This is a genomic window from Capillimicrobium parvum (genome assembly GCF_021172045.1).
Classification (GTDB): domain Bacteria; phylum Actinomycetota; class Thermoleophilia; order Solirubrobacterales; family Solirubrobacteraceae; genus Capillimicrobium; species Capillimicrobium parvum.
In genome coordinates this window covers 3,090,476-3,106,340 of the sequence record NZ_CP087164.1, presented here as the reverse complement: position 1 = coordinate 3,106,340, position 15,865 = coordinate 3,090,476, and the positions used below count along the sequence as shown (strand labels likewise).

General features: G+C 73.6%; 18 protein-coding genes. 12 read left to right on the top strand and 6 right to left on the bottom strand.

Going from position 1 to position 15,865, the window contains the following annotated elements:
* Positions 1 to 17: 17 nt before the first annotated feature.
* The gene (locus DSM104329_RS15225) at positions 18 to 578 is read right to left on the bottom strand and encodes a TetR/AcrR family transcriptional regulator (RefSeq protein WP_259310697.1); all 561 of its coding nucleotides are present in this window, start codon (positions 576 to 578) and stop codon (positions 18 to 20) included.
* A 213-nt stretch (positions 579 to 791) separates the two neighbouring features.
* Between DSM104329_RS15225 and DSM104329_RS15220 the strand changes: the two genes are divergently transcribed.
* Positions 792 to 1,223, top strand: coding sequence for a hypothetical protein (locus DSM104329_RS15220; protein WP_259310696.1), 432 nt, complete (start codon positions 792 to 794; stop codon positions 1,221 to 1,223).
* Between the two features lie 54 nt (positions 1,224 to 1,277).
* Here DSM104329_RS15220 and DSM104329_RS15215 read toward each other — a convergent pair whose 3' ends face one another.
* Together DSM104329_RS15215 and typA are read right to left on the bottom strand one after the other, a co-directional pair.
* Complete coding sequence (locus DSM104329_RS15215) at positions 1,278 to 2,231, bottom strand: hypothetical protein (protein WP_259310695.1); 954 nt, start codon at positions 2,229 to 2,231, stop codon at positions 1,278 to 1,280.
* 41 nt (positions 2,232 to 2,272) lie between these two features.
* A complete protein-coding gene (typA, locus tag DSM104329_RS15210; protein WP_259310694.1) occupies positions 2,273 to 4,111 on the bottom strand; it encodes a translational GTPase TypA in 1,839 nt (612 codons plus the stop codon).
* 96 nt (positions 4,112 to 4,207) lie between these two features.
* On the opposite strand from typA, the gene DSM104329_RS15205 reads away from it, so the two are divergent.
* The 8 genes from DSM104329_RS15205 to DSM104329_RS15170 all read left to right on the top strand — a co-directional run bounded on the left by DSM104329_RS15205 (position 4,208) and on the right by DSM104329_RS15170 (position 10,052).
* Positions 4,208 to 4,786, top strand: a complete 579-nt coding sequence (locus DSM104329_RS15205; protein WP_259310693.1) for a TetR/AcrR family transcriptional regulator — start codon at positions 4,208 to 4,210, stop codon at positions 4,784 to 4,786.
* A 23-nt stretch (positions 4,787 to 4,809) separates the two neighbouring features.
* Complete coding sequence (locus tag DSM104329_RS15200) at positions 4,810 to 5,406, top strand: J domain-containing protein (RefSeq protein ID WP_259310692.1); 597 nt, start codon at positions 4,810 to 4,812, stop codon at positions 5,404 to 5,406.
* The gene (locus DSM104329_RS15195; RefSeq protein ID WP_259310691.1) at positions 5,403 to 6,035 is read left to right on the top strand and encodes a class I SAM-dependent methyltransferase; all 633 of its coding nucleotides are present in this window, start codon (positions 5,403 to 5,405) and stop codon (positions 6,033 to 6,035) included. The genes DSM104329_RS15200 and DSM104329_RS15195 overlap by 4 nt, the downstream gene beginning before the upstream one ends.
* 10 nt (positions 6,036 to 6,045) lie before the next feature.
* Positions 6,046 to 6,612 carry a pyridoxamine 5'-phosphate oxidase family protein gene (locus DSM104329_RS15190; RefSeq protein WP_259310690.1) on the top strand — a complete coding sequence of 189 codons (567 nt, stop codon included), beginning with the start codon at positions 6,046 to 6,048 and terminating at the stop codon, positions 6,610 to 6,612.
* Complete coding sequence (locus DSM104329_RS15185) at positions 6,612 to 7,352, top strand: YceH family protein (RefSeq protein ID WP_259310689.1); 741 nt, start codon at positions 6,612 to 6,614, stop codon at positions 7,350 to 7,352. The genes DSM104329_RS15190 and DSM104329_RS15185 overlap by 1 nt, the downstream gene beginning before the upstream one ends.
* Before the next feature lie 365 nt (positions 7,353 to 7,717).
* On the top strand, positions 7,718 to 8,473 hold the full coding sequence (locus tag DSM104329_RS15180) for a HipA family kinase (protein ID WP_407655920.1): 756 nt from the start codon (positions 7,718 to 7,720) through the stop codon (positions 8,471 to 8,473).
* Positions 8,457 to 8,855: a DUF3037 domain-containing protein gene (locus DSM104329_RS15175; RefSeq protein WP_259310687.1), complete on the top strand. Its 399-nt coding sequence runs from the start codon at positions 8,457 to 8,459 to the stop codon at positions 8,853 to 8,855. The genes DSM104329_RS15180 and DSM104329_RS15175 overlap by 17 nt, the downstream gene beginning before the upstream one ends.
* 168 nt (positions 8,856 to 9,023) lie before the next feature.
* The gene (locus DSM104329_RS15170; protein ID WP_259310686.1) at positions 9,024 to 10,052 is read left to right on the top strand and encodes a transglycosylase family protein; all 1,029 of its coding nucleotides are present in this window, start codon (positions 9,024 to 9,026) and stop codon (positions 10,050 to 10,052) included.
* A gap of 92 nt (positions 10,053 to 10,144) precedes the next feature.
* On the opposite strand, the gene DSM104329_RS15165 is transcribed toward DSM104329_RS15170, so the two are convergent.
* Positions 10,145 to 10,927, bottom strand: a complete 783-nt coding sequence (locus DSM104329_RS15165; protein WP_259310685.1) for a sigma-70 family RNA polymerase sigma factor — start codon at positions 10,925 to 10,927, stop codon at positions 10,145 to 10,147.
* 105 nt (positions 10,928 to 11,032) lie between these two features.
* Between DSM104329_RS15165 and DSM104329_RS15160 the strand changes: the two genes are divergently transcribed.
* Positions 11,033 to 11,989 carry a Crp/Fnr family transcriptional regulator gene (locus tag DSM104329_RS15160; RefSeq protein ID WP_259310684.1) on the top strand — a complete coding sequence of 319 codons (957 nt, stop codon included), beginning with the start codon at positions 11,033 to 11,035 and terminating at the stop codon, positions 11,987 to 11,989.
* A 9-nt stretch (positions 11,990 to 11,998) separates the two neighbouring features.
* Here the strand turns inward: DSM104329_RS15160 and DSM104329_RS15155 are convergent, their stop codons facing one another.
* On the bottom strand, positions 11,999 to 13,855 hold the full coding sequence (locus DSM104329_RS15155) for a CheR family methyltransferase (protein WP_259310683.1): 1,857 nt from the start codon (positions 13,853 to 13,855) through the stop codon (positions 11,999 to 12,001).
* On the bottom strand, positions 13,852 to 14,820 hold the full coding sequence (locus DSM104329_RS15150; protein ID WP_259310682.1) for a chemotaxis protein CheB: 969 nt from the start codon (positions 14,818 to 14,820) through the stop codon (positions 13,852 to 13,854). The genes DSM104329_RS15155 and DSM104329_RS15150 overlap by 4 nt, the downstream gene beginning before the upstream one ends.
* An 86-nt stretch (positions 14,821 to 14,906) precedes the next feature.
* On the opposite strand from DSM104329_RS15150, the gene DSM104329_RS15145 reads away from it, so the two are divergent.
* Together DSM104329_RS15145 and msrB are read left to right on the top strand one after the other, a co-directional pair.
* Complete coding sequence (locus tag DSM104329_RS15145; protein ID WP_259310681.1) at positions 14,907 to 15,362, top strand: GreA/GreB family elongation factor; 456 nt, start codon at positions 14,907 to 14,909, stop codon at positions 15,360 to 15,362.
* Positions 15,359 to 15,748: a peptide-methionine (R)-S-oxide reductase MsrB gene (gene msrB, locus DSM104329_RS15140; protein ID WP_259310680.1), complete on the top strand. Its 390-nt coding sequence runs from the start codon at positions 15,359 to 15,361 to the stop codon at positions 15,746 to 15,748. The genes DSM104329_RS15145 and msrB overlap by 4 nt, the downstream gene beginning before the upstream one ends.
* Positions 15,749 to 15,865: the final 117 nt, after the last annotated feature.

Below are 15,865 nucleotides of genomic sequence, written 5' to 3'. Positions count from 1 at the left end.
CCCGCCACCGGCCGGCGCTACGGCGCCAGGAACGCGTCGATCATCCGGCGCAGGTCCTCGCGGTGCACGCGCTCGGCCTCGGCGGCATCCGAGTGCGCCGACAGGACGTAACCGCGCAGGGCCAGCTCGATCGCCGAAGCCATGCGGCGCGGGTCGCCCTCGCGGACGCTGCCCTCCCGCATCGCCTCGCCCAGCCGGGCGGCGAGGTCGTCGATCACGAGCTTCTGGAAGGCACCGACGCGCTCGGTCACGTACGGCAGCAGCAGCTCGGGGTCGACGTCGAGCAGGCGCAGGAACAGGGGATGGGCGGCCAGCAGCTCGGCGCCGTGGACCGACGTGCGCACGACGCGCTCGCGGCCGTCGGGCGCGTCGCCGGCCTCTGAGGTGGCCTGGGCGATGAGCGCCGCGAACTCGCGGGTCATCAGGGCCTGCAGGACGGTGCGCACGTCGGGGTAGCGCCGGTACACGGTCATGCGGCTCACGCCGGCGCGGGAGGCGATGTCGGTGAGGGTGGTCCGCTTAACGCCGACCGCCATCACCTGGGCGTGCGCGGCGTCGAGGATCGGGTCGTCGGCCATGTCTGCGCGGGGACGCTAGTGGGCCACCGGGGGGCATCGGGAAGTTGCGGGCACCTCCACTAGCCCTCGCGGCTGCGGGGTAGGAGAATGCCCTGAGCCACCGGATGCCGCCAGCCTCGCCAAAAGGAGGTCCACATGGCTCCCGCACCGTCCCACCAGACCGTCCGACTCGGCCGCGGAAAGCACAGCTCCCCGGCCCAGGGGGTGTGCGTCATGGAGCTCACCTCCATGCTCGCCGGCGAGCCGTTCACCGACCGGCCGTTGTGTACCGACCCCGTGATCGGCGGGTTGCTGCGCGCCTACAACGACACGGTCGACCAGCAGCGCCGCCAGGACCTCTACGCGGTGGCGGCGAGCGTGGTCGGCACGACGGCCGAGCCGTGGATCGAGCGCGCCCGCGCCGCACGCTGCATCGCGTTCGCCGAGTCCCACCGGCGCCGGTCGCGGCTGCGGGGGCGCAGACGCCGCCCGCTCGCGCTCGCGGCGCACCTGGGCAAGGACGCGCCCGGCGTCCTGGCCGTCCGCGCGCTGGGCCGCATCGACGACGGCGCGCACGCCGAGATGCTCTCGCTCATCGACGAGCTCGTGGCGATGGGCGGCGGACGCGCCGTCCCGGTTCCGACGGTCAGCCTGCTGCCGGCGTAGGGCGCTGCGGCACGCCGCCGGCGCGCCGGCGCCCGCGGCGGTGCCGGCGCCGGATCACGTCTGCGCCGGCTTGATCCGGAAGCCGACCTTGCTGCCGCGGCCGTCGGTGAACGTGCCCGACTTCCGGGCCACCACCCACTGGCCCGGCAGCTGGTTCTGCGGGGCGGCGAGGAAGCGGCGCAGCAGCGTCACGACCTGCTTGCAGCTGAGGTTCGACTGGGCGAGCGGCACGAAGAGGTAGTGGCCCTTCGGCACGTTGAGCGCGCCGATCTTGTCGTTGTGCAGCACCTGGAACGTGCCCGCGCACGGAGTGCCGTCGCCCGGCAGCTTGAGGACCGTCCTGAACGGCGTCCCGCTCACCGGCTCGATCCAGAACCCGACGTTGATCGACCCGTTGAGGAACGTGCCGGTCTCGGCGTCGACGAACCAGGGACGGGGAAGCCGTCCGTTGTAGTCCTGCAGGAACGAGGCGAGCGAGCTCGCCGCCTGGTCGCAGGTCATCCGCTCCGCCGACAGGAGGTTCAGGCGGTAGTTGCCGGCCGGGACCGCCAGGTCGCCGATGTGGTCCTCGTGCAGCACCTGGAAGGTCGCGGGACACGTGCCGCCGCCGATGTCGGGCTGGATCGGCGAGCCGCCGTTCGAGGGCTGGGCGCCCGTGCGCGCGACCGAGAACGACTGCCGCGGCGTGCTCCGGCTGAAGGTCGCCGTGGAGATCGTGATCTGCCAGCCGCCGCCGAGCCGCCCGTCGAAGTCCTCGAGGAACTGGCGGAACAGGTCCGACGCCGCGGCGCAGGTCAGCGTCGACGGCGTGTTGACCGTGATGTCGTACGCCCCCGCGGGCAGCTGCAGGTTGCCGATCCGGTCGTTGTTGAGGACCTGGAACGACGGGCAGTTCGTCGTCGAGGAGCCGCCGCCGGCCGGCGCTTGCGCCTGGGCGTGCGCGGCCGCGGCGGGCACGCAGGTGAGCAGCAGGGCGGCGGGGAGGAGCAGGCGGCGCAGACGGGTCACGCGCGGCAGTCTAAAGCGGGGGGAGGAGGGATCCGGCGCCTTCACGCCCGCGCGCGCTGCCGCGCCGCCTTCTGGCGCGAGACGGCATCGAGCAGGACCTTGCGCAGGCGCACGTTGTGGGGCGTCACCTCGACGCACTCGTCCTCGCGCAGGAACTCGAGCGCCTGGTCGAGCGACAGCGTCCGCTTCGGCACGAGCCGCACCAGCTCGTCCGCCGTCGACGACCGGATGTTCGTGAGCTTCTTCTCGCGCACCGCGTTGACGTCGAGGTCGTCGGACCGGCTGTTCTCGCCGACGACCATGCCCTCGTAGACCTCGTCGCCCGGCTCCACGAACAGCGAGCCGCGCTCCTGCATCTGAAAGCACGCGTGCCCCGTCACGGCTCCGGTGCGGTCGGCCACGAGCGACCCGGTGGGGCGCGTGCGCAGCTCGCCGAACCAGGGCTCCCAGCCGTCGAAGACGTGGTGCAGGATGCCCGTGCCGCGCGTCTCGGTGAGGAACTCGGTCCGGAACCCGATCAGGCCGCGCGCCGGCACCAGGTAGTCCATGCGGACCCAGCCGGTGCCGTGGTTGACCATCTGCTCCATCCGGCCCTTGCGCAGCGCCAGCAGCTGCGTCACGACGCCGACGTAGTCGTCGGGCACGTCGATCGTCATCCGCTCGACCGGCTCGTGGCGCTTGCCGTCGATCTCGCGCACGAGCACCTGCGGCTGGCCGACCGTCAGCTCGAAGCCCTCGCGGCGCAGGAGCTCGACGAGGATCGCCAGCTGCAGCTCGCCGCGGCCCTGGACCTCCCAGGCGTCCGGCCGGTCGGGGACGTCGTGCACGCGCAGCGCCACGTTGCCGACCAGCTCGGCGTCGAGCCGGTTCTTCAGCAGCCGCGCCGTCAGCTTGCTGCCGTCGCGGCCCGCCAGCGGCGACGTGTTGATGCCGACGGTCACGCTCAGGCTCGGCTCGTCGACCGTGATGACGGGCAGCGGCCGCGGGTCGTCAGCGTCCGCGAGCGTCTCGCCGATCGTGATGTCCTCGAAGCCGGCGACCGCGGCGATCTCGCCCGGCCCCGCCTCCTCGGCCGACACGCGGTCGAGCGCCTCGGTCAGGTACAGCTCGGCGACCTTGCCGGAGGTGATCGAGCCGTCGGCGCGACACCACGCCACGGTCGCGCCGCGCCGCAGCGTCCCCTGGTGCACCCGGCAGATCGCCAGGCGGCCGACGTACGGCGAGGCGTCGAGGTTGGTCACCTGCGCCTGCAGCGGGTGGCCCTCCTCGTAGGTGGGCGCCGGGATCGTCTGGACGAGCAGGTCGAGCAGCGGGCGCAGATCCGGGGATGGGTGGGAACGGATGTCGGGGTCCAGCGAGGCCTGGCCGGCCTTGGCGTTGCAGTAGACGACCGGGAAGTCGATCTGGTGCTCGTCGGCGTCGAGGTCGAGGAACAGCTCCTCGACCTCGTGGACGACCTCGGCGATGCGCGCGTCGGGCCGGTCGATCTTGTTGACGACGAGCACGACCGGCAGCCGCGCCTCGAGCGCCTTGCGCAGCACGAAGCGCGTCTGCGGCAGCGGTCCCTCGCTGGCGTCGACGAGGAGCAGCACGCCGTCGACCATGAACAGGCCGCGCTCGACCTCGCCGCCGAAGTCGGCGTGGCCGGGCGTGTCGACGATGTTGAGCTTGACGTCGCCGTGGTGGACCGCGGTGTTCTTCGCGAGGATCGTGATGCCCTTCTCGCGCTCGAGGTCCATCGAGTCCATGACGCGCTCGTCGACGTCCTGGCCGGCACGGAAGGCGCCCGACTGCCAGAGCATGGCGTCGACGAGCGTGGTCTTGCCATGGTCGACGTGGGCGACGATGGCGACGTTTCTGAGATCTGTGCGTAGGGGCATCGGCGTCGGCGGAGGGTAGGACGTTCGCCCACCCGGCTCGTCTGCTGAACCGAATTGTTCCCTCGGTGCCGCTGCTGCGGGTATGGTCGGCACACGATGTCGCCCACGGGTCACCTCCGGGCGGACGCCGAGCGCAACATGCGCGCGATCATCGACGCGGCCATCGTGCTCCTGGCCGCCGAGCCGGAGGCGAGCATGGAGCGTGTGGCGACCGCCGCCGGCGTCGGCCGCGCGACCGTCTACCGGCACTTCGCGAGCCGGGAGCACCTCGTCCGGGCCATCCTCGACCAGGCCCTGCAGGACGCGCGCGACGCGGTGATCGGCAGCCGGCCGGACGACGGCACGCCCGTCGAAGCGCTCAAGCGGGCGGTGCAGGCGATCCTCAAGGTCGCCGACCGCTACCGGCTGGTCCGCCAGATCCCGCGCGACGACGTCGAGCTGCGCCAGCGCGCCGAGGAGGTCGGCGCACCGCTCACCGCGATCGTCGGGCGCGGGCAGCGCTCCGGCGACTTCCGCTCGGATCTGCAGCCGCGCTGGTGCGCGTCCGCGCTCGGCGCGCTCATCCAGGCCGTGACCGTGGCCCTCATCGACGGCGAGGTCCGCGAGCGCGACGCCTGCCGCCTCGTGGTCAGCACGTTCGTCGACGGGATCGCCGCCCCCGCGCCGACCGGCTGAGCCGAGCGCGCCACAATGGGGGCGTGGACCCGTTCGCCCTCCTCGGCGTCTCCCCGGACGCCACCCCGGACGAGCTGAGCGCCGCGTACCGGCGGCTGGCGAAGGAGTGGCACCCGGACCGCCAGATGACGGCCGAGGCGACGTGGCGCATGGCGCAGATCAACGCCGCCTACGACGCGGCGCGCGCGGCCATCGGCGAGCAGGCGGCGAAGCGGCCCCTCGCCGCCGAGCGCCCCCGCGCCGGCCGTCCGCCCGTCGCGGCGTGGGTCGAGCCGCGGCTGCGCCGCGCGCTGGGCGCCGAGCTCGGCCGCGCGCTGCACGAGGGCGAGCAGGTCCTCCTCGTCGCGCCGGCGTCCACGTGGGCCAGCCCGCAGGCGCGCCTGGCCGTCACCGACCGCCGGCTTCTGTGGCTGCGCGAGGATGCGATCTCCGACCGGGTGCGCTCGCTGCGCTTCGACGCGATCTCCGAGGCCGACCACCGGCTGTCCTGGCCGCGGCGGCGCACGGCCACCCTGCGCGTGCGCGACCACCACGGGCGGCGGACCTCGTTCGCCGAGCTGGCCCCGGCCACCGCCGCCGAGATCGTCGGCCACGTCACGCGCCGGCGCCGCGCGGCGTGAGCGGCGCCGATCCCGGCCCCGACGAGGTCGAGGAGGTCGTCGGACTCGACGGGCGTGAGCTGCTCATCGTCCGCCCGCGCGACAGCGAGGCGCTGCTCGACGAGGAGGCCTTCGAGCAGGAGGAGCTCCTGCCGTACTGGGCGGAGCTGTGGCCGAGCGCGCTGGCGCTCGCGCGGGCCGTCGGCGGACGGGCGCTGCACCGCGCGCGGGTGCTCGAGCTCGGCTGCGGCCTCGGCCTGCCGGCGATCGCCGCCGCGCTGGCGGGCGGGCGCGTGACCGCCACGGACTGGTCGGCCGACGCGATCGCGTTCACGGCGCGCAACGCGGCCCGCAACGGCGCGGCCGTGCGGACCGCCGTGGTCTCATGGGCGGAGGCGGACCCGCTGCTCGCGCAGGCGCCGTGGGATCTCGTGCTCGGCTCGGATCTGCTGTACGAGCGGCGCAACGTCCCGCTCCTGCTCGACCTGCTGCCGCGCCTGGTGGGTGAACGGGGAGCGGTCTGGATCGCCGATCCGGGCCGCGCCTCGGCGGCGGACTTCCTCGAGCGCGCGGCCGAGCGGTTCGACGTCCGCTCGACGCCGGACCCCGCCGGCCCGCGGGTCCAGGTGCACCGGCTGCACCCGCGGTAGCCTGCCGCCCATGGCCCGGACGTTCGACGAGATCGACGCACCCCTGACGGCCTGGATCGGGCGTCAGCCGATGTTCTTCGTGGCCACGGCCCCGCGTGCGGACACCGGCCACGTCAACGTGTCGCCGAAGGGCCCGATCTCGACCTTCGAGATCCTCGGCCCGCGGGCGGTCGCCTACCTCGACGTCACCGGCAGCGGGGCGGAGACGATCGCGCACCTACGCGAGAACGGCCGGATCGTCGTGATGCTGTGCGCGTTCGACGGGCCGCCGCAGGTGGTCCGCCTGCACGGCCGCGGCGAGGCGATCCTGCCGTCCGACGAGCGCTTCGAGGAGCTGCGGGCGCGCTTCACGACGGAGCTCCCCGAGGCGGCGGTCCGCGCGATCGTCCGTGTCGACGTGCAGCGCATCGCCCGGTCGTGCGGCTACACGGTCCCGCTCATGCGCCACGAGGGCGAGCGCGACCACATGGCGGCGTGGACCGACAAGAAGCTGCGCAGCGGCGGCTCCGGGGCGCTCGACGCGTACCGGGCCGACAAGAACGAGACGAGCATCGACGGCCTGCCGGCCCTCGCCTGATGGAACCCGACGCCGTCGAGCTGCGCATCCTCGGCTGCCTCATCGAGAAGCAGCGCACGACCCCCGACGCGTATCCGCTGAGCCTCAACTCGCTCCGGCTGGCCTGCAATCAGTCGACGAACCGCGACCCGGTCGTCGACTACGACGAGGCGACGATCCGCGATGCCCTCAACCGCCTGTACCGACGGCGGTGGACGCGGCTGACGAGCGGGCAGGGCAGCCGGGCGGCGAAGTACCGTCACCTGCTCAGGGAGGAGCTCGGGCTCGACGACGCCGAGCTCTCGCTGCTGGCCGTGCTGCTGCTGCGCGGGCCGCAGACGCCGGGTGAGCTCAACCAGCGCGCGGCGCGGCTGCATCCGTTCGCCGGGCTGACGGCCATCGACGAGACGCTCGAGCGGCTCATCGCACGCGGGATGGCCGAGCGCCTGCCGCGCCGGCCGGGGCAGAAGGAGGAGCGCTACGTGCAGCGGCTGGGGGCGACCGGCGAGGCTGTCCCGGATCCGCCGGCTGCGGCCGTCGTGCCCGCGCCCGCTGCGGCCACGCCCGCGCCCGCTCCGGCCGCGCTCGCTCCGGCCGGGCCCGCACCCGCTCCGGCCGGGCCCGCACCCGCTGCCGCCGCGCCCGCTCCGGCCGCGCCCGTCAGCCCGCCCGCCGACGACGGCCGGCTCGCGGCGCTCGAGCGCGAGGTGGCCGATCTGCGCGCGGAGGTGGCCGCGCTGCGCGCCGAACTCGGCGGCTAGCGGCGCCTGCGAATGCCTCGCATGGGTCCGCAATCGAACTCCGGACCCCTGATATTGCTTGTCGAGGACGGCGCCGGGTTGTACGTTTCGTCACATGCTCGCCTGTTCCTCCTGCGGGCGCGCGTTCAATGCGCGCGTCCTCGATCCGCTGTCGCTCAGCACGGCTTCCTGCCCCGGGTGTGGCGGGGAACTGCTGAACCGACCAGCCACGCGCCGGCTCACCGGCCAGCCCCCCAGGGGACGCTTCATCCCGGGTGCGGCCCGCATGCCGCGGGTCCCGCTCGAGCAGCGCCTGACCGGCCTCGGCGGCTGACCGCACGCGCGGGCGTTACCGTCCGCGCGTGCTCACCGCCACCGCGCCCGCCCTGCGCAGCGTCACCGCCACGCGCTACGTCACGCCGTTGCGCGAGGGCGGGTCGCTGCCCGGGCTCGTGGAGGCCGACGACGACGGCCTCTACGTCGTCAAGTTCCGCGGCGCGGGCCAGGGGCCGCTCGCGCTGGTCGCCGAGATCGTGGTCGGCGAACTGGCCCGCGCTCTCGGGCTGCCCGTGCCCGAGCTCGTCCTCGCCGAGATCGATCCGGCCCTCGGCCGCGCCGAGCCCGATCCCGAGATCCAGGAGCTGATCGACGCGAGCGCCGGGACGAACCTCGGCGTCGACTTCCTGCCGGGGGCGCTGCCGTACTCCCCCGCGGCGGGGTGGGCGCCCGACCCCGAGCTCGCCGCCGCGATCGTGTGGCTCGACGCGCTGACGATGAACGTCGACCGCACGCCGCGCAACCCGAACCTGCTGCTCTGGCACGGGCGGCTGTGGCTCATCGACCACGGCGCGGCGCTCTACCGCCAGCACGGCCCCGACGGCCTCGATCCCGTCGGTGACGCCGAGCGGCCCTTCCCGGCGATCGCCGACCACGTGCTGCTGCCGAGCGCCGGCTCGATCCTCGACGCCGACGCGCGCCTGGCGCCGGTCGCCGATCGCGCCCTGCTCGAGCGCATCGCGGCGCTCTTGCCCGAGGGATGGCTCACGGGTCCGCCGCGCGCGACCTACGCCGACTACCTCGCGCGGCGCCTCGCCGCCCCGCGCACCTTCGCCGAGGAGGCCGAGCGTGTCCGCCGCGCGTAGCCCCTTCTCGTACGCGATCGTCCGCGTCGTCCCGCGCGTGGAGCGCGGCGAGCGCTTCAACGCCGGCGTCGTGCTCTTCAGCCGCCCGCGCCGGTTTCTCGGCGCCCGCGTCGCGCTCGACGAGCACCGGCTGCGCCCCCTCGCGCCCGGCCTCGACCCCGCGACCGTCCAGCCGCACCTCGACGCGATCGTGCGTATCGCCGCCGGCGACCCCGAGGCCGGGCCGATCGCGGCCGCCGACCAGTCGGAGCGCTTCGGCTGGCTCGTCGCCCCGTCAAGTACGATCATCCAGCCGTCGCACGTGCACACGGGCCTGTGCGAGGACCCCGCGGCGATGCTCGAGCACCTGTTCGCCACGCTCGTCCTGCCCGTCGCGCCCTGACCTGCCCGCGCATGAGATCGCACGGGCCTGTGCAGGACGCCACGGGGATGCTGAGCACCTGTTCGCCACGCTCGTCCTGCCCGTCGTGCCCTGACCTGCCCGCGCATGAGATCGTGCAGCGGGTGCGGGCCCCGTTGCTACGGTCGATCGCTGCCGTTCCCGAGCCGGATGTTCCGCCTGCCGCCGCCACGTCTTGCCGCCACCCTCGCGGCCGCCGTCCTCGCGCCGCTCACCCTGTGGGCGGCGAGCCCGCTCGTGGCCGGAGGCGAGCCGACCGCGGAGCAGCTGCAGTCGCAGATCAGCGGCCAGAAGGCCCGCGAGCAGTCGCTGGCGTCCGCCGCCGAGCGCCTCGCCCGGCTCGAGCAGGCCCTCAGCGCGGACATCGCGGTGCTCGAGCGCCGGCTCGGCGAGGTGCGCGACGACCTCGCCCGCGGCGAGGCGCAGCTGGCCGGCACCCAGGCCGACCTGCGCACGGAGCGGGCGCGCGTCCAGCGTCTGCGCCGCAAGCTCGCGCTGAGCCGCACCCTCCTGGCCCGTCGCCTGCGCGAGCAGTACACCGCGTCGAACGCCGACCTGGTCTCACTGCTGCTGAGCGCCCGCAGCCTGTCGGACCTGCTCGAGCAGGGCGAGTTCCTGCGCCGGCTGCAGCGCAACGACGAGCGCATCGTCGGCAACGTGCGCGACGCGCGTGCGGAGGCGCAGGACGCGGCCCGCCGGCTCGCGTCGCTCGAGAAGCGCCAGCGCGACGCCGTGATCGCCGTCCAGCGCCGCGAGGCCGCATTGTCGCGCATGAACGCGATCCTCCAGGCGCGGCGCCAGAGCCTCGCCTCGGCGCGCGCGGCCCGCGAGGCCGCGCTGCGCAACACGCGGGCCGGCCGCCAGGAGGCCGAGCGCCAGCTCAACCGCCTGCTCGCCGAGCGGGCGCGCGCGGCGATGTCCGTCGGTCCCGGTGGGCCGTGGGCGATCCCGTGGCCGATCGTCCAGTGCGAGTCGGGCGGGCAGAACCTGCCGCCGAACTGGGCGGGGGCGTCGGGCTACTACCAGTTCATGCCGGCCACCTGGAAGCTCATGGGCGGCTCGACCCCGCACGCCTATCAGGCATCGAAGGCCGAGCAGGACCGCCTCGCCGCGAAGCTCTGGGCGGGCGGGGCCGGCGCGCGCAACTGGGACTGCTTCGCGCTCGTGTCCGACCAGTGACAGGAATCGGTCAGCTCGGGTGAGACTCCAGGTTCTGGGTAGTCGGCGGTATGGGTGCGGAGGATGTCACCGTCGGACTGGGGCTCCAACCATCAGGACCCGGGGGCAGCCACCGCGCCCACCTCTTCTGTTCCCGTCGCGGTCACCCGGGCGCTCAACCGGTCGATCGACCGTCGCAGCAGGCGTGACACCTGCATCTGCGAGCAGCCGATCCGGTCGGCGATCTCGCTCTGGGTGAGGTCTTCGACGAAGCGCAGGCGCAGCACCTCGCGGTCGCGGTCGTCGAGCAGATCGCGCAGGCTGCTCAGCGACGCCACCTGCTCGGCGCGGTCGAGGCGCTCGTCCTCGTCGCCGATCACGTCGCCGAGCGTGCCCGCCTCCGGGTCGCCGCCCAGCGGCGCCTCCAGCGACGCGGCCCCGTAGGCGCGCCCGGCCTGGAGCGCCCCGAGCACGTCCTCGAGGGGCATCGTCAGGTGCTCGGCGATCTGGCCCGCCGTGGGCGACCGGCCATCGCGCGCGCGCAGCCCGCTCGTCGCGCGGGTTACGGTCAGGACGCGCTCCTGCAAGGGCCGCGGCACGTGGATGGCCCACGAGTGGTCGCGCAGCCAGCGGCGCACCTCGCCGTGCATCGTCGGGATCGCGTACGTACGCAGCTCGGGCCCGCGGAGGGGGTCCCAGCGGTCGATCGCCTTCGTCAGGCCGAGGCACGCCGCCTGCAGGAGGTCCTCTCGGTGACGCGGATGGCCGTAGCCCGAGACGAGCCGGCGCACGAGTGGCATCATCGCCTCGACGAGGCGCTCGCGCGCCACGGGGTCGTTCGTCGTCCGGTAGCGCAGTAGGAGCCAGCGTTCCGAGACCGGGGCCGAAGTCGTCACCGGGTCAGGTCTAGACGAGGAGCTGTTTCCGGGGATCCCGTGGTGTCAGAATGAGAACCAGGGGCGTTTGTCTCATGACACGTCCCTGGAACGTCCAGGAGGCCCATGGCTGCCATCGGCGCGATCCGACTGTTCGAAGCGGACCCGGACCTGCTCGACGCGGTCCCGGAGCCTGAGCGCGGCCTGGCGCTGCGCGCCACCGCGGTGCCCGCCGTGCGCGCCGCCCTCGGCGCCTGGGACACGAGCTCCGTCGGCGAGCCGGAGTGGGGCATCCTCATCGTCGACGGCGTGTTCGTCCGCGAGGTCGGATTCGCCGGCTCGACCTCCGCCGAATTGCTCGGCCCCGGCGACGTGGTCCTCGTCGGCGGCAACGGTCCGACGACCATCGCGATGCCGACGGCCGACGCCTGGACGGTCATCGACCCGGGACGCGTGGCCGTGCTCGATGCGCACCTGCAGGCCGCCGTCCGCCGCTGGCCGCGGCTGTCGTGCTGCCTCCTGCAGCGCAGCGAGCGCCGCGCCTCCCGCCTGGCGCTGGCCCAGTCCATCAGCCACCTCACGCGGGTCGACGCGCGCGTGCTCATGATGCTGTGGCTGCTGGCCGACCGCTGGGGGCGCGTGGCCCGCGAGGCGCTCGTCATCCCCCTGCCACTGACGCACCGTACGCTGGCCCGCCTCGTCGGAGCGCGGCGGCCCTCGGTCACCACGGCGATCACCCAGCTCACGCAACGCGGGCTGGTCTCGCGCCGCGACGACGGGGCGTGGGTCGTCCACGGCGCGCCGCCGGCCGAGCTCGACCGGGTCGGCATCGAGCCGCTCCCAGCCCGCCCGTGGGCGGCCCCGCAGGACGAGACCGAGGCCGCCCGGTCGGCGACGAACCCGGCGCCGACCGAGCGCCTCACCGCGATCGTGGAGGTCCGCCGCCGGTTGGCGGCCGACGTCCCGCGGCTCGCCGCCGCCTACGAAGCGCAGCGCGACCGCACCCGTGAGATCGCCGAGCGCTCTCGCGAGGCGCGCGAGAACGCCCGCCGACTGCGCGACGCCCGCCTGACCGACCAGTGACCGGCCCGACTAGGCGGCCCGGACGGGTGTGCGGTCGTCCATGAGCAGCACCGCGCCCCGAACCTCGCCATCCAGACCCGAAAGGGGCACGCAGGTCACGTAGCACGTCAGGTCGCGACCGCAGCGGTCGCGGGCCTCGAGCGCGAGCGGCCTCTCCGTCCGGTCGCCGGCCAGCGCCGCCCGCAGCGCCGCCCGCAGCTGCTCGACGGGCAGCCCGATGTCGAGCGACAGGAAGTGCTCGCCGCGCACCTGATCGGGGCGCAGGCCCCACAGAGCCTGCGCGGCGCGGTTCCAGACGCGGATCGCCTGCGCCTCGTCGAGGACGACGACCGCCACGCCGACGCTGCCGAGGATCGCCTCGAGGAAGATGTTGGACTCGTTGAGCTCCTGCGAGCGATCGCGCAGCTCGTCGTTGGTCGCCTCGAGCTCCTCGTTGGTCGACTGGAGCTCCTCGTTCATCGTCTCGAGCTCCTCGTTGGTCGACTGGAGCTCCTCGTTGGTCGTCTCGAGCTCCTCGTTGGTCGACTGGAGCTCCTCGTTGGTCGTCTCGAGCTCCTCGACGGTCGACTGGAGCTCCTCATAGGCGACCTCGAGCTCGCGCTTGGAGCGCTCGAGCTCGTCGCGCAGCCGCAGGTGAGGGGTGACGTCGGCGAAGGTGGCGCTGGCACCGAGCAGCTCGCCGCCGTCACTGACCACCGCGGAGACCTGGACCTCCAGCTCGCGCGGCTGGCCGTCCTCCGCGCCCCACTGGACCGTCCCCAGGCTGACCGGGCGGGCCTCCGCGAGCGCCCGGTCGATCGCCGCGCGCAGCTCCACGGGCCGGTAGGAGACCTCGAGGTCGCGCAGAGGGCGGCCGATGTCGGCATCCTCGAGCCCGAACAAGGTGCGCGCCTGCTGGTTGGCCATCGCCAGCATCCCCGTGAGGTCCACCGCGAGCTGGGCCACCGGCGCGAGGTCGAGCACCCCGTCGCGGAGGCCGAGGGCCTGGCTGTCGCCCAGGGCCGGGTCGGCGTTCTCGTCGCCGTCGGGCGTGAACATGAGGTGTTCGCCGAGCCGCGGGACCGGGACCTTCGAGAAGACGCGGCACTTGAGGTCGACAGGTCGGAACAGCTCGCCGCGCGTCAGCAGCATCTCCGACTTGCCGAGGAAGAGATAGCCGGTGTTCGCCAGGGCGAAGTTCAGGCGCCGCAGGACGCTGCCTTGCGTCTCGGCGTTGAAGTACATGAGGACGTTGCGGCACAGCAGGAGGTCGATGCGGGAGATCGGTGCGTCCTGGACCAGGTCGTTGCGCCCGAAGATCAGCGCCCGCCGCAGGTCCTTGCGGAACGCCGCGCCCGCCGGCAGGCGCTCGAAGCACCGCTCGAGCAGGTCCGCCGGGACGGCCTCGAGCTGCTTGGAGGTGTACTGACCCGCGCGCGCCGTGGCCAGCGCGTCGTCGTCCACGTCTGTGGCATAGACCTTCACGCGCTCGCGGAAGGCCCGTTCGCCGAGATGGCGCACGAGCAGCATCGAGATCGAGTAGGCCTCCTCACCGGACGCGCATCCGGCCGACCAGATGCGGATGTCGCGGCTGCCCGCGTGGCCGATGATCGCCGGCAGGACCTGCTCGTCGACGTAGCGCCACGCGGGCGCGTCGCGAAAGAACGACGTGACGTTGATGAGGATCGTGTCGAAGAGCTCGGAGAACTCGTCCGGCTCCACCTCGAGGTGGTTGAGGTAATCGGCGTAGCTGTCGCTGCCGATCGCGTCCATGCGCTTGCGCACGCGGCGCGTGAGGCTCGTCGGCTTGTATCCGCTGAAGTCGAACCCGCGCGAGAGCTTGATGAAGTCGAGCAGCGGGCGAAGCTCGTCATCGGGATCGGTCACGACGTCACATTCCCGCCTGCGGCGCCGACGTCGAGGGGCGCCGGCAGGACGCCGGCGCGGATGACCTCGGCCTGACGGTCGGCGTCGGCCGCCTTCGCGCGAAACGAGGCGGCGCTCTTGCGGTTGCCCGCTTCCTCCGCCCGGCCGGCGATCCGGCGCAGCAGCGCGGCGCGCTCCTCGAGCGATCGCAGCGCCGCCCAGAGCGCCGCCTCGACGTCCGCGCCCTGCACGGTGAGCAGGGAGTGCTCCGAGAAGGCGTGCCCGATCCGGCAGCGGTAGCGCGCCACGCCGCCCTCGTCGACCGTCCACAGCGCCCCGCCGCAGTCCGGGCAGATGAAGCCACTCGCGTGCTCCTCCGAGGTCGGGACGTCGAGCAACGGATCGGGCAGCAGCGCCGGGCCGATCGCGGGGAGCGGGTCGCCTGCGGCCAGAAGCGGCAGGAGCGCCGCGATCTCACGCACGGGGCAGACGTGGTCGACGTCGACGCGGTCGATGGCCGCCTGCGGCATCCCCGCATAGGTCGCGTCGTCGGGGGACTGGACGATGGCGATGCCGCCGTGGGCCTTGATGACGCCGAGCCCGGCGGCGCCGTCGTCGAGCGTCCCGGAGAGCACGATGCCGATGGCGGCCGGGCCGTAGCTGAGCGCCGCCGTGCGAAAGAGGACGTCGACCGCCGGCCGGTAGCCGTTCTCGCGCGGGCCGTGGGTGAGGGAGAGCTCGCCGCGCCCGACGATGACGTGGTGGTCGGGCGGGCCGACGTAGATGCGGCCGGGGGCGAGCGCCTCGCCGTCGGCGATCGGCAGCGCCGGCAGCGGCGACGCGCGGTCGAGGATGGCCGGCAGGACGCTCGTCCCGGAGGCCGGCAGGTGCATGACCACGACGATCGGCACCGCGAGGTCCTCGGGGAGGGCGCGGACGAGATCCGCGAGCGCCTCGACGCCGCCTGCGGAGGCGCCGACGGCCACGACGTGTTGCGGTCCTTCTGCGGCGATGGTGGCCCTCGTCTACCCGGGGTGAGACCCTCATTATCGACGCTGCCACAATCCTCGGCATGGAGAATGCGATCACGGCGGACGGACTGGCGGCGCTGCAGGCCGAGCTCGACGAGCTCGAAGGCGCCGGGCGCCAGCAGATCGCCCGGCAGATCAAGACGGCGCGGGAGTGGGGCGATCTGAAGGAGAACGCCGAGTACCACGCGGCGAAGGAGGCCCAGGCTCATCTCGAGACGCGGATCCTGCGGCTGCGCGAGCGCATCAAGAACGCCGACGTGGTCGAGGTCGCCGGGGGCGACGTGGTCGCGTTCGGGTCGACCGTGGAGGTCGAGGACGAGTCCGGCCGGCGCACGACCTACCGGCTGGTGTCCTCCAACGAGGCGGATGCCGCCCAGGGGCTGCTGTCGGCGGAGTCGCCGGTGGCCGCCGCGCTGGACGGCAAACGGGCCGGCGACGTCGGGGTCGTCTCGACGCCGCGCGGCGAGCGACGACTGAAGGTGGTGTCGGTGTCGTGACGATCGACGAGCAGGAGCTGCGCGCGAAGCTGTCGCCGGAGCAGTACGCGGTGCTGCGCGAGGGCGCGACGGAGCGGCCGTGGAGCGGGGAGTACGTCGACGCGAAGGCGGACGGCAGCTACCACTGCGCGGCGTGCGGCGCTGAGCTGTTCGACTCGGCGACGAAGTTCGAGTCCGGCTCCGGCTGGCCGAGCTTCACCGAGCCGGCGAACCTGGCGAACGTCGAGCTCATCGAGGACAACAGCCACGGGATGGTCCGTACGGAGGTCCGCTGCAGCAACTGCGGCTCGCACCTGGGCCACGTGTTCCCGGACGGCCCGCCGGACCGCGGCGGCCAGCGTTACTGCATCAACTCGCTGGCGCTGGACCTGCAGGCACGCGACTGAACGCGCCGGACCGGCCCCGGAAACGGCTCGGGCGGGCCCTGAGGCCCGCCCGAAACCCACCGGACAAAGATCGCCGCTGAACTACAACGTCCCAGGACTTGAATGTCATTGCCTGGG

Excerpts from the sequence above, each read along its gene's own strand:
- DSM104329_RS15225 (WP_259310697.1), bottom strand. The coding sequence starts at position 578 with ATGGCCGACGACCCGATCCTCGACGCCGCGCACGCCCAGGTGATGGCG.
- DSM104329_RS15220 (WP_259310696.1), top strand. The coding sequence starts at position 792 with ATGGAGCTCACCTCCATGCTCGCCGGCGAGCCGTTCACCGACCGGCCG.
- typA (WP_259310694.1), bottom strand. The coding sequence starts at position 4,111 with ATGCCCCTACGCACAGATCTCAGAAACGTCGCCATCGTCGCCCACGTC.
- DSM104329_RS15205 (WP_259310693.1), top strand. The coding sequence starts at position 4,208 with ATGTCGCCCACGGGTCACCTCCGGGCGGACGCCGAGCGCAACATGCGC.
- DSM104329_RS15190 (WP_259310690.1), top strand. The coding sequence starts at position 6,046 with ATGGCCCGGACGTTCGACGAGATCGACGCACCCCTGACGGCCTGGATC.
- DSM104329_RS15185 (WP_259310689.1), top strand. The coding sequence starts at position 6,612 with ATGGAACCCGACGCCGTCGAGCTGCGCATCCTCGGCTGCCTCATCGAG.
- DSM104329_RS15170 (WP_259310686.1), top strand. The coding sequence starts at position 9,024 with ATGTTCCGCCTGCCGCCGCCACGTCTTGCCGCCACCCTCGCGGCCGCC.
- DSM104329_RS15160 (WP_259310684.1), top strand. The coding sequence starts at position 11,033 with ATGGCTGCCATCGGCGCGATCCGACTGTTCGAAGCGGACCCGGACCTG.
- DSM104329_RS15145 (WP_259310681.1), top strand. The coding sequence starts at position 14,907 with ATGGAGAATGCGATCACGGCGGACGGACTGGCGGCGCTGCAGGCCGAG.